Source organism: Microcystis sp. M113S1, assembly GCF_020246945.1.
GTDB lineage: Bacteria > Cyanobacteriota > Cyanobacteriia > Cyanobacteriales > Microcystaceae > Microcystis.
The window spans coordinates 1-12,998 of the sequence record NZ_JADBSA010000377.1; the positions used below are offsets into that span (position 1 = coordinate 1).

Below are 12,998 nucleotides of genomic sequence, written 5' to 3' on the forward strand. Positions count from 1 at the left end.
ATTGACACTCCCGTCGCGCTCATGCGAGGGATTCTTGGTTCACTGACTCAAGTTGTCTTGACAGGTATTGCTACCAACCAAAATAGAGCTTAAATCTCCCCAAGCGTTTAGGTCTGATGACCAACTTCCGATATGCCCTATCGTAGCTTTTTTGAGTATATTTAATGCCGCCATTTTGTCTCTATCTTCTACATATCCGCAAGAACAAACATGGGTTCTAACCGATAGAGACTTTTTAATTAACTTGCCACAATTAAAGCATTCTTGGCTAGTATAGGCTGGATTAACTGCAATAGTTAATCGGCCGTATTTAATACCAAAATACTCTATCCATTTTCTTAATTGCGACCAACCCGCATCATTAATACTCTTAGCTAGTTTTCGATTACGCACAAGGTTCTTGACTTTTAAATCTTCATAAGCTATCAAGTCGTTTGACTGAATTAAACGGAGTGCCAATTTTTTAGCAAACTCTTCTCGTTGCCTACTTACTTTTAAATGTCCCAAGCGCGTACTTTTGACTAGCTTTTTTGTAGTTATTAGACTGCTGTTGCCCTCTTCTAAACTTTTTAGATTTTCTCCTATTTAGTTTATTAAGACGCTTCTCTGCTTTTCGATAATATTTAGGAGGTTCTACTGTATTGTTGTCGCTATCGGCATAAAGATACTTTAGTCCCATGTCTAAACCTACACATTTTTTGGTAGGCTCTAATTTTGGGGTTATATCTCTCACGTCAAGTTTTAACATTAACTGGCCATAATACCCGTCAGCACGTTTAACTATTCTCACCCTTTGAATTTGCCATTCTTGGAAACAGAACAAGTCTCGACTACCAATTAGTTTTAACTCTCCGATGTTTTTACCATCGGTGAAAGTTATTCTTTTGGTATCTCGATTAATCTTCCAGCCTGATTTTTTAAACTCAATAGAATGAGTACGTTTAGAGTATTTAGGGTATCCCTTTTTGCCAGGGATTTGGTTTTTACAGTTGTTAGAGAACCTTAAAATAGCAGTCCAAGTCCTACGCTACGCCTGTTGACAAGCTGTAGAGTTAAGGTCTTTGACGAAAGAATATTCGTTTCTTAATTCGGTTGTGTATCGATAAATATCCTTTTGTCCTACACCTTTGTTATCTTCCCAATATCTAAGGCATTTATTCCGAACAAACTGAACTGTCCGAATTGCCTCATCAATGGCTTGATATTGAGATGGTTTTCCTCTAAGCTTGTACTCTAAAATGAACATCTTGCGTGCCGACCTACTACGCAAACCATTCTAGCACGCTAAGAATTGAGTTGTCAATCGTGCTTCGCTATTTCTATGCTGGCGGAACCTTTCATCTCCGAGGTAAAACCGAGAGCCTTCAAGCCGACATTTCAGGTAAACGGCAAACCATGACCAAATCCGCCAGCAGACGGATTTGGTGGCAACTCATTGGTTATTTCTGGATTTAACCAGAGCGATCGATTTGTTAGATTTTTAATAGTCGGTCTGTCAACCGATAGATAGAAACAGTCAAAACATCAGAATCAGAGATCAAAGTATGAAACTTCCTACAGGGTTACGGCGCACTATTACCCACGCTTTGGCAACTTTTCTAGGAATTATGCTCGGTTTTAGCAGTTTAGCGGCGGTAAATGCTGAAAATCTGCCCAGCGTTGCCGCCGATGTGGCCAGAATTACCCCAGAGATGACGGCGGAAAGTTTTGTCGCTAAGGCAGTGGCGCGCACGGGTGCGGCAGTGGTGCGAATTGACACCGAAGCGATCATTACTCGTCCCAATAGCCCCTTTTTTGATGATCCTTTTTTTCAGGAGTTTTTTGGGGAACAGTTTCGTGTCCCGACACAGCAGCGAGTGGCGGGCCAGGGATCGGGTTTTATTATCGATGGCAGTGGTTTAATCTTAACTAATGCCCATGTGGTCGATAATGCCGATAAGGTAACGGTGACATTAAAAGATGGTCGTAGCTTCAAAGGAGAAGTACGCGGTACTGATGAGATCACTGATTTAGCCGTGGTGAAAATTAATCCCCAAGGGGAAAAATTACCTGTAGCCGTCCTCGGCAATTCCTCATCCATACAAGTGGGGGACTGGGCGATCGCAGTAGGCAATCCCGTCGGTCTAGATAATACGGTAACTTTAGGAATTATTAGCACGATCGGGCGCTCGGCGGCTAAGGCGGGTATTCCCGATAAACGCATTGATTTTATCCAAACCGATGCCGCTATTAACCCGGGCAATTCCGGCGGTCCTTTACTCAACGCCCAAGGGGAAGTCATCGGCATCAATACGGCGATTCGTGCCGATGCCATGGGGATCGGTTTTGCCATTCCCATCGACCGGGCCAAGCAGTTACAAGCGACCCTAGAATCAGGTCAAAAGGTGGCCCATCCCTATATCGGTGTGCAGATGGTTAATCTAACTCCCGATTTAGCCCAGGCTAATAATCAAAACCCCAATTCTGCCATGATCGTCCCAGAAGTGTCGGGAATTTTGGTGGTGAAAGTCCTACCCAATACCCCCGCCGAAAAAGCCGGGATCCGTCGCGGGGATGTGATTGTCAAAGCTAACAATCAACCGGTTAGCGATGGCGGTGAGTTACAGGAAATGGTGGAAAAAACCGGGATCGGTCAATCTTTACCCCTCAGGATCAGAAGGGGCGAAAGGGCGATCGATCTCACCGTAATCACCGCCCAAATGTCGAATCAGTAATCGGCGGTCAGTGATCAGTTATCAGATGTGAGTTTTCATGCCTTGATTGAGCAGCGACGAAAATCTTTTCAGGACTCGTAGCGCCGATAAAGCCGCTGCAACTTGTCATAGAAACGCTTGCGGACTTTTTCCGGGGAGATCAGCAAGCAGTCTTCTCCGTAGGGGAGAATTTCGCGGAAAAACCAGAAGCTACTCGTTACCTGTCGGGTAATCTGCCGGACAAGGGGATCGATCGAGATCAATTCGTTGGCAATATCGATAGCGGTTTTGGTCCGGTACGATCGAGCTAATCCATCGAACAGGTGAAACTCGGCCGACACACTATCAAGCTGACTGCGCCACTTGCCCTTAGGGATCGGGGTAATTAAGGAATCGTTGGGGATTCGATCGAGCCGTAAACTCCAATTATGGTGTAGTTCGGAAATATCTTGATTTCCCTCGGTTTCCTCGCACCAGCAGTCGAGATATAGCCGCTCCTCGTGACGATTGATAGCGGCATGGTAAAGATGGAATTGCCAGAGTCGATCGCCCGCATCCTGATAGGATAACTGAAACGGTTGTTGTCGGAGAATACAGCGATCGAGTTCCAGCCGCCATGGTGGGGGAGGATTATCGACGAGGCGTTCTAGCTCTTTCCGTAAGGGGCCTGACAGTTCGCTCCGTTCTAATAGTAGTTTAGTTAGTTCCAGGGCGATGGGGATTTGTCCAGCATCAATGAGAGAATCGATCGCCTGTTGGAGCATCTGCAAGCGAGCGGGCTTCCAGTCGTGATTAGGGGCGATTTTAAGCTTATTCTGGGCAATTTCTTTGATTAGCTTCGATATATTCGGTTTATCTCCCCACAATAGCCCGAATTCACTGGCAAGGATTTCTAGGGCCTGTTTTTCTTTTTCACTGACCGATAAAGTGATTGATTGTCCTATCCGGCTCATAGTTTATAAGTGTACGGACACTTTTTCTGTTGAGGTACTTGTCCATCCCTATTATCGTGGTTATCATGGAAAATAGCAAGGAGTTACGGACAGAAATTCATGGTAAATTATCAAGTAACACTCAGGCCAGTCTATTCCTGTCCCGCAGACGAGATCCCAGACGGGATCAAGGTTCCCCAAGGATGGCGGTTATCGTGGCATCAGGTGGAGACCTGGAAAGCACTAAACGATCCCGATGTCGCGGTAATCATCAATTCAGCGATGACGGGGGACGGGAAAAGTCTGGCCGCGTATCTCGACGCGATGCAGGGAGTGAAACCCGATGATTCTCTCTGCCGTCCGATCGGTCTCTATCCCACCAATGAACTCGCTAGAGATCAGGAAAGTCAAATCCAAGGCTATATCGATCGATTCGGACCTAATAACGATCCTCGCATTAGTCGATTGAGTGGTGCAACACTGGAAATTTACGCGGAAAGTGAAGACATTCGGAAAGACAACGCCATTTTAACCCGCATTGACCAATCGGATATTATCCTCACAAATCCTGATATTTTACATTATCTCCATCGTCACGCTTATATTACTCCTAAAGATGCCCCCGATAAGCTTTGGAGTCGTCTAGACGTTACATTCAATCTTTTTATACACGATGAATTTCATGTTTTTAGTGCGCCCCAGATCGCGAGTGTTATTAATACGATGCTATTGATGCGTCATACGAAAAACGGACGCAAACATCTATTTCTTTCTGCCACCCCAGAAAAACAACTACTCGAACGATTGAAAACCGTGTTCGCTGCCGAGGAAATTCGAGAGATTAACCCTTACGAGCGTGAAAAGTACCGTTTTCCCGATTCAGAAGCGGAAAAACAACAATTAGAGTCGCAGGGATGGCGACAGATCGCTCGACAGATAACTTTAAATTTTATTCCTATAGATTCTACTTTCGGGGCGACGGAAACCTGGCTACGAGAAAACTGGCAGTTAATTCGTGACTATTTTCTGCAATATCCGGGGAGTAAAGGTGCGATCATTCTCAATTCGATCGCTTCTGTCAAACGCTTAATCCGAGAGTTTAAGAACTTGCTCCATCCGTTGACAGTGGAAGAAAATACTGGTTTAACGGGACAAACGCAAAAAAATGAATCGTTACAAGCCGATTTAGTTCTCGGAACCAGTACGATCGATGTGGGAGTGGATTTCCGGATTAACTTTTTAATTTTTGAGTCCGCAGATTCGGGGAGTTTTATCCAGCGCTTGGGACGGCTCGGCAGACACGATGGACAGAGTGACGATCAACCCTTCCTCAATTTTACCGCCCATGCGCTCACGCCTAACTTTTTGGTCGAGCGATTATTTCTCGGCGAACATCCTCCTTTAGAGAGAAATGTCCTCTATGATCGCCCGTTTTTAAATGAGCAAATTCGGGATAAATACCGCAATATCAATAACTTTCAGGGATATTTCTCCCGTTGGGCGGGAGTGCAGTCCGTGGCGATCAGTAGCAAGTTGAATCATAAAACGATTCGGGATAAATACCAAAAAAGTCGCGTCGCGTTCGAGGAAGATTGTCAGAGGGTTTTCCAAACGAGTCTGGGCCGGGTGAGGGGATGTTTACGAACTTGGAGAGAGGACTGGCAACAGCTATCGGGACAAGTCTCGAAAAGCCCGATTGAAGAGGACGCGAGTAGCTTTCGAGGTTCTAGCTCGCTTTCCTGCGGGTTGTACGATGAAGCATACGAAGACTGGCCCGGTGATTACTTCAAAACCTACGATTTACCCGGCATCCTCAGCAATCTCGACATTGAACCGATGACCCAAGCGGACTACCTCCGACTTCTAGAGTCAACCGCGGCCCGTCTTCAACAACCGATTGCCAAGGGACGGTTTCGCCACTGCCTCGCGTTTATGAAGTTGCTGAGATATCGTCCAGAAAGACGACCATGGCGATTTAGCTACGGGGGAGACCTGAGAGAACTGGCGAATAGCTGGAAAGTGCAGGTTTTACGGGGTATTCAAGTCTATCCCTGTCCCTATCGGCAGATTAACGAGCGGATGAAAACCAGATATCTCGTCAGTTATCTGGTTCCGCACCCAGTCGAGGAGGTGAAAAAACGTCTCCAGCTACCGATGCACTTTCAGATTTATCCCATAGACGAGTTCGGTCGTGAGAAAACCTCCGCACCTTACTCTATAGCTTTCGGTCAATCGGCACTGCTACTCGATACCCAAGCCTACCGTCTCAAGGAAAAAGGAGGAGACTCATGGATCTGCTAGAACTGTTATCCCTATTAGGGTTTGAGCTTTTTTTAAGCGAAGTGAAGCTTACACACTTAAGTTCAGACCTATTTATTTCAATCCCTACTAGGAATTCGCTGTGGTCGGGTGTCGCTTCAACAGGTATAGCCTATCACAGTTTAAGTCATGACCTATTTAACAGTCAAATAAGTCTGAACTTATTGAAATTTTAAGCGATCCCTTGATCCTATCGATCAGATTATGGTAGGGTGAAAATGTTCACTAGAAAGTAAGTACATAAATACTATGAGCAAAAAGAAACGTATTCTCCATCTTTTATCCGATGGGAAACGGCACACTACAGAAGAGTTAATTCCAATTACCCACAGATTCAGTGCCGCTATCGATTCGTTGCGAGATGATGATGGCTACGAGATCGCAACCATAAAAATCGCTCACAATGTTTACGTCTATCAGTTAAAGGTGGCCTAAACAGATTATAGAAAGAGTTTTCGACTCTTTCCAGTTAAGGGAAGCTCATTAGTAGCTTGCAGAGTTAAGTTCAGACGTAAATAGTCTTGCTCCCCAATATCGGCTGATGCTGAGTCTTTTGTCCTAGAGTCTTTAACTGTGTAATAGACTATTTCACCTGATAGCTTCCCTTTTTCTCTTGATTGTATTTATTGAATGAATTGAAATTGCTAAAACTAGAACAATCATGAACTATCAACAGTGTATTCTCGAATTAATGTCCGATTCAAAGCCTCACACTACCGAAGAGCTTAATAAAATAACTCATAAATTTGGAGAGGTAATAGATAACTTGAGAAAAAAGGGGTATTTAATCAAAACTATTCGAGTTGCCCCTAATCTCTACGCATATCATCTACAAACACCAAGATCGCTATCAATAGAAGAGCTAAAAACTTTATCCTCTCAACTTCCAGAAAATATTCCCTATGTCAAACTATTAGTTTTATTCGGTTCTAGAGCGACCGGAAAAAATCACGACGGTAGTGATTGGGATTTTGCGGTTCTATATGACGAAAAAATCGAGCGGAAACAAAATCGAGAAAAATCCGAGCGATATCTAGAAGTTCTTGACTACCTGAGTGAAGTATTAAAGATCAATAGGGACGCAATCGATCTTGTTGAACTTGATCGCTGTTCTCCCCTTATCGGTTATCAAGTCGCACGAGATGGAAAACTTATTTACGAAAGTCATGTTGGCGAGTTTCTTAAATTCCGTGTTCGAGCGTGGAAGGTATATGCTGATACCGCCAAGTTTCGTAAAACCCAGAAAGAAAGTATTCATCTCTGGTTAAAAAAATGGGGTTTGCAATGATGGAAAGAGAGATTGTAGAATCAAGAATTAGCTTGATGATTAAATATCTTGATCGCCTGAAATGTTTCGAGTCTATCAAGTTAATCGATTATCAAGAAAATGAGTAAATTGATCATGAAATTGTTTTTAAATCTATCCCTACAACTTAAAAACAATTCCCTATTTATATCCAACAAATCATCACTTACTTAGATGTACAGGAGCAGGATAATGGCTAGAAAGAAAAAAGAAACAAGTCAAGAGATTCAACAATTAAATATTTTTGACTATCGAGATAATATTGAATCCTTTCAAGACGAAAACGAGGATATAAATAATTATGAGGAAGAGGAAGAAGAGCCACCAGATTCTAACCGAGATGAAGAAGAGATTCAAAAAGAATTTTTAACGACTAAATTCTTTAAAGAAGCAATTATTAAGCAGAATCCTGAAGATCCTGTTATGATGGATTTTGCCGAGTATGTATTGCCTAATTTCTTGAAAGTTGCTGCTGGTGTGACTGCAAAAGGAGGTAAATGGATCGAGAATAAAATAGCGGAGGGAAATTTAAAAAGCGATCGAGCTTTGCACGACCAATCATTAAGCACTCACATCCTGAATGGATTATTCGCAGCCAACTTAATCGAACAACAAATAGAAAAATTAGACACAACTATTAAACGATATATCAAAGAATTTGATAGAAGATTGGGTATGGCGGGATTTATTTTACATGATTTCGAGAAATTTAAGTATGATCGCTTTCCACAGATGCCTGAAAAGTACAAAAATTTGCCAGAAATTCGAGGATTATCTCTTCAAGAACATCGAGAAATTATTGATGTGATGGTTCGTTATCTACAATTAGATATTTTTATCGATCCAGAAAATCCAGAAGTATATCGAGAATACATAGATGATTTACTGGTGATAGCTTACAACGCGCAAATTCGTTGGGGAACTAACTGGAATTTCTCCATTCATGATGGACTATCTCCTAAATTAAAACCGAGAGGTGATAAATTATTTTCTTTAACTGGATTAGCTTGTTTAGCCGATCGGATATCCTCCATAGTCAAGCATCCTCAAGACGCTTTAAGTTCTAGCTTAGACGACATTCTAGGTCGATTGAGTAATAGAAATTTGAAGTTAACCTATCACGCTATCTCGGAAAATCGAGGAGTCTTAACTAATGTTATCAATAACGCTCTTATCGATGAATATGTCAGTCTCAACACCCCCGAAAAGCAGTATTATCAACCGTTACTATATTTACCGACTGGAGTAGTTTATCTAACCTCCCGTAATGCACCAGAAATATCGGTAGATAATATTCCCGAAAGAGTGGTTGATAAAATCAATTCTCTCTGTATCGGAGAATTGCGAACTAGACAGACAGGATTTAATCGAGATGGTAAGGGAATGAAATACGCAGAATATTATCATTTATTCTTTAACACCCTCGAATTGATGGACGTTGGTTTAGATGCAACGCTAAAAATTCTGAAAGATGGGAAAAAGCCTGTTTCTGGCGATCGAAGCGGTACTTTAGTTAAATTTCAAAAGTTAGGAATTTTATCCGATCAATATAATTTCGAGTTTAAAGAAGATATTCGGATCGATCAGATCGCCGAGTTTTGTGATTTAATCAGCCGTAAAATATGGGATGAGAAAGTCTCTCAAATTCTAGAAACTTGTAAGCGGGATAAAAACATTCCCAAACCGCCTGACTTCGATTTTATGCTTGAAGTCGCCAAACATTGGGATTTACTAAGCTATATTCCCGCCATTCGGGAGATTCAAAGAATAAACGATAGTCTTAAGGAACGTAAATTAAAAGGCAATACAGGTGGACTACCTTTAGAATGGTATTATTTGGCCGCTAAGTATTTAGAGCATAATGTAGGAATCGGAAATGAAGAAATTAAACCGAGATGTCAAAAATTATTAATCCATCTTCGCAATTCGATCGAACCCATTTTAAACGATTATCAAGTTTTCGATGGATGGGATGATTTACGCGCGTGGGTTAAACAAGTAGTCATGTTACCAAATCAACAGACAGATACCAGATCACCCGATAAATTTTTTGAAGAATTTCAACGCTATAAAAATGCTAAAAAATCGGGAAGGGGAAAAACAGCACTTTGCTCTATATCCCATTCCGCATATAGCGTAACTGAGCAGATGGAATCGGCAGTCTTGTTCACTCCCCAAGTTTACACTAATAAACAAAATCTAGGAGGTTCTAACGCTAAACGTAACATTTCCAGCATCGCAGGAATCGAATTCATGTTACGGCAAATTTTAATGAGCGAGACAGAAGCGGTAGGAAAAAATTTTGAGGATGCTAAATATCGTTATATTTATTTTTATCCTACATATTACTGTACTCCAGAAACCAATTTGTTCTTGCATCAAGTCTATGAGGAAATCAAACAATCTCGCTTCGATACAGATGTTCGTAATCATTTCATTAGTAAAGACTTAAAAGCACATCTCGAATTAGACCAATATCGGAGTCTTGATATTTTTCATCTCGATAATACTTCAATAAAGGATCGATCTCTCAAACTCTCCTATCCCGAAAAGCAACCTCTCACCTTCTACTTTATGGCTCTTCCTCCTGAAGTTAAAGGGAAAGATAAAAAAATAACCGACACGGAATCATGGATTATGCCGGCATGGTTAGGATTAGCTTTCCCGATGATCTTGGATGTTAAAACGGTGGTTTCTGAGTCTCCTATTCCTCCCTTTAATGATGGTGCGGAATTCCAGGAAACTGTTTTTCTCGATGGTGCGCCACCTGCACTTCGAGCTTTAGTTCAACGAGATTTATTTCGCTTGGACTACATCTTAGAAAGTTGGGAGGAAGAAGGAAAAAAATATTCCGCACCCTTAAATACCCTAACCGCAGCCTATTATATTCATTTGGACGTGAACGCAAAGCAGGGTAAGACGGGTTATGACCCCAATTGGGGCAAATTAACGGAACTAGCTATCAATTTAGAAACCAGTCCTCTCTATGTCTTTCATTACCTTAAACAGTGGAAACGGGGCAAAGATGCTGATATACCGAGCGCTAATCGGATCGCTCTGTATCTCTACGATTTTTATCCTTGTTTCGATCCCTATGTACAAGCTAACCGAACCAATTTAACTATCGATATGACAGCAGAATCGCCCTTAAATCACCCGAAAAACTTAACCGAATTGTATCGTCAATTCTATCGAGCTAATAAACGATATAATCCGAAAGCAAACGCAGTTTTAAAACCGATTGATGTGGCCGCCGATACGATTCTCAAAGGAGGAATGTATCAGGGAGAAGCCCTAGTTTTTGTAGTAGCGGCGGAAGTGGCCAGCTTAATGAATCGGGTTCATGCTTCTACAGCAGAAGGTCGTTGGATTCTGTCCGATCGAGAACAGGAAAGACAGAAAATATTGTCTTTTGCTCGTTATTTTGTGATCGATGTGTTCGAGGGTTCTTTTAAGGGCGATCGAGCGCGTCTAGCCGGCAGACAATTAAACCTCATTCGCGATACCTGCGAATTTCTTTACCGTCTCGAACAGGACAGAGAAAATCAAGAGTTAAAAGCCCAGGGTCAACCTGTGGAAGAAGATTCTGAAAACAATAATTAATTCAAGGAGTACCTACCATGTCTTTACTGAAAACGATCAATTCTAAATTCTTTCATAGCGAGATTCCCTACAAACCGATGGGAAAATATGTTCACTTTTTGACGATTCGAGTCACAGAATCTTATCCTTTATTTAAAACAGATGAAGAGCTAAATAAAGCTCGTGTTCGTGCGGGAATTGACAAGAATAAAACGATTAGTCGCTTATCGATGTTTAAACGAAAACAGTCAACTCCAGAACGTTTAGTCGGTCGAGAGTTACTTCGTAAATACAATATTGTAACCGCCGAGGAGTGCGAGTACAATGTAAAATTTGCCATGAATAACCCCGACTGTATTATCTATGGGTTCGCTATTGGTGATTCGGGTTCAGAAAAATCGAAAGTAGTAGTAGATACGGCTTTTTCGATCACACCCTTTGATGAATCCCATGAAAGTTTTACTTTAAACGCTCCCTACGAGAATGGTACCATGGCATCTAAGGGAGAAAATAACACAAAAGTAGGTGAAGTGACTAGCCGAATTAAACAACAGGATCACATCCGTCCGCAGGTGTTTTTCCCTAGTATTGTCACCCTAAAAGATCCGACAGAAGCGGGTTTTCTCTACGTTTTTAATAACATCCTGCGTACCCGTCACTACGGAGCGCAAACTACCCGGACGGGACGGGTAAGAAATGAGCTTATTGGTGTTATTTTTGCCGATGGGGAAATTGTTAGTAATTTGCGCTGGACACAGGCAATATATGATCGCCTTCCCGATGAAGTATTACACTCGATCGATCCCTTAGACGAGGATTTAGTTATGGAAAAAGCCACCGAAGCAATACAAGCATTAATGGCGGAAGAATTTATCGTTCATACCGATTTTATCGGGGAAAATTTTCAACCTTTATTAACCGAGGTGAAAACTCTCACGGGTACGGAAGCAGGAATTCGATCGATCCTAGATCAAGCTAATGACGATTCAAAAAAATACTTTCAAAAATATATTGAGAAAAAGAAAGCCGAGAAAAAATAGCTAATTTCGTCGGGTGGGTGTCGCCCACCCTATCATTATGGTTCACATCTATTCCTGTCAATTAGAACTGCACGATAGTCTTTATTACGCAACCCGTGAAATCGGCAGACTCTACGAAACCGAACCCGTAATTCATAATTACGCGCTCTGTTATGCTTTGGGATTGGTAAATAGCGATAGTTATCGTTACTTCTGTTCCGAACAGATTCCACAGTACCAAGAACATTTAAATCCTCTTAACGAAGAGAAAATTTATGTCACTCCCGCACGGGCGATCGCTCATACGGCGGTTCTCAATACTTGGAAATATGCCAATAATAACTATCATGTGGAGATGGAAAAAACCCAGAAAAATATTCCCAGTTTTGGCAGAGCCAAAGAAATCGCTCCCGAAAGTGTTTTTGAATGTTTTATCATTTCCTGTCACCCCCTACAACTTCCTAAATGGATTCGTTTGGGAAAATGGATGAGTAAAGCGGAAGTAAAACTAACAGAACTTTCGATATCAAAACAAAAAGAGGATTTATTTATCTATCCCTATCCTTTAAATCCTCTCGATGTTATGTTTACCCATCAGGTGATTGGCTACGATGTGATCAATATGCCACCAGTTAGTTTAATCCGTAATGTACGAATGCGCGGGGAATATTACCAAATAAGCGATCACCCCGATCTGAAAATTCCCGCTCGATTGTCCTATCACTTCGGTTAAAAATTGACCATGACTCTTATCTCTTCTAAATCCCTCACATTACCAGAATTTCTATCGTTACCCGATGGCGATATTACCTATGAATTAGTCGATGGAGAAGCGATCGCAAAAATGTCACCGAAATTCTTTCATTCTCGTTTAACTCTGGCTTTATCTTCTATACTCGATCACTGGAATCAAGGACGGGGAGAAGTGGGAATCGAATGGGCGATCGTCCTAAGCAAAAACGATCGAGATTGGTGTCCCGTTCCCGATCTCCTCTACATTTCCTCTGAAAGGTTAGGAGACATTCCCCTCACCGATGAAGCTTGTCCCGTTCCTCCGGAATTAGTCATCGAAATTATTTCCCCTGAACAATCCTTCAGCAGCCTGAGCGAAAAAGCCGTGGCCTACCTAAAAGCGGGAGTCAGTCGC

At 42.0% G+C, this 12,998-nt stretch carries 10 protein-coding genes and 1 pseudogene; 9 read left to right on the forward strand and 2 right to left on the reverse strand.

All coding sequences use genetic code 11. From position 1 onward, the window contains the following. Window positions 1-39 precede the first annotated feature (39 nt). Window positions 40-1,246 (reverse strand): annotated as a pseudogene (locus tag IM319_RS19175) (RNA-guided endonuclease InsQ/TnpB family protein). A 50-nt stretch (window positions 1,247-1,296) separates the two neighbouring features. On the opposite strand from IM319_RS19175, the gene IM319_RS19180 reads away from it, so the two are divergent. Next, complete coding sequence (locus tag IM319_RS19180; RefSeq protein ID WP_287736587.1) at window positions 1,297-1,455, forward strand: hypothetical protein; 159 nt, start codon at window positions 1,297-1,299, stop codon at window positions 1,453-1,455. An 89-nt stretch (window positions 1,456-1,544) separates the two neighbouring features. After that, a complete protein-coding gene (locus IM319_RS19185) occupies window positions 1,545-2,714 on the forward strand; it encodes an HhoA/HhoB/HtrA family serine endopeptidase (RefSeq protein ID WP_287736588.1) in 1,170 nt (389 codons plus the stop codon). A gap of 68 nt (window positions 2,715-2,782) precedes the next feature. On the opposite strand, the gene IM319_RS19190 is transcribed toward IM319_RS19185, so the two are convergent. Continuing rightward, window positions 2,783-3,646 carry a WYL domain-containing protein gene (locus tag IM319_RS19190; protein ID WP_287736589.1) on the reverse strand — a complete coding sequence of 288 codons (864 nt, stop codon included), beginning with the start codon at window positions 3,644-3,646 and terminating at the stop codon, window positions 2,783-2,785. A gap of 99 nt (window positions 3,647-3,745) precedes the next feature. Between IM319_RS19190 and cas3 the strand changes: the two genes are divergently transcribed. From cas3 to IM319_RS19225, 7 genes are all read left to right on the forward strand, one after another. Next, complete coding sequence (gene cas3 / locus IM319_RS19195; RefSeq protein ID WP_287736590.1) at window positions 3,746-5,926, forward strand: type I-D CRISPR-associated helicase Cas3'; 2,181 nt, start codon at window positions 3,746-3,748, stop codon at window positions 5,924-5,926. A gap of 267 nt (window positions 5,927-6,193) precedes the next feature. After that, complete coding sequence (locus tag IM319_RS19200; protein WP_287736591.1) at window positions 6,194-6,379, forward strand: hypothetical protein; 186 nt, start codon at window positions 6,194-6,196, stop codon at window positions 6,377-6,379. 226 nt (window positions 6,380-6,605) lie between these two features. Next, window positions 6,606-7,232, forward strand: coding sequence for a type VII toxin-antitoxin system MntA family adenylyltransferase antitoxin (mntA, locus tag IM319_RS19205; protein WP_287736592.1), 627 nt, complete (start codon window positions 6,606-6,608; stop codon window positions 7,230-7,232). A 210-nt stretch (window positions 7,233-7,442) separates the two neighbouring features. Continuing rightward, the gene (gene cas10d / locus IM319_RS19210; protein ID WP_287736593.1) at window positions 7,443-10,853 is read left to right on the forward strand and encodes a type I-D CRISPR-associated protein Cas10d/Csc3; all 3,411 of its coding nucleotides are present in this window, start codon (window positions 7,443-7,445) and stop codon (window positions 10,851-10,853) included. A 17-nt stretch (window positions 10,854-10,870) separates the two neighbouring features. Beyond that, window positions 10,871-11,872, forward strand: coding sequence for a type I-D CRISPR-associated protein Cas7/Csc2 (gene cas7d, locus IM319_RS19215; RefSeq protein WP_287736594.1), 1,002 nt, complete (start codon window positions 10,871-10,873; stop codon window positions 11,870-11,872). Between the two features lie 37 nt (window positions 11,873-11,909). Then, window positions 11,910-12,584, forward strand: coding sequence for a type I-D CRISPR-associated protein Cas5/Csc1 (gene cas5d, locus IM319_RS19220; protein ID WP_287736595.1), 675 nt, complete (start codon window positions 11,910-11,912; stop codon window positions 12,582-12,584). A gap of 9 nt (window positions 12,585-12,593) precedes the next feature. Further along, window positions 12,594-12,998, forward strand: a 405-nt coding sequence (locus tag IM319_RS19225) for a Uma2 family endonuclease (protein ID WP_287736596.1), incomplete at its 3' end; no start/stop codon positions are given.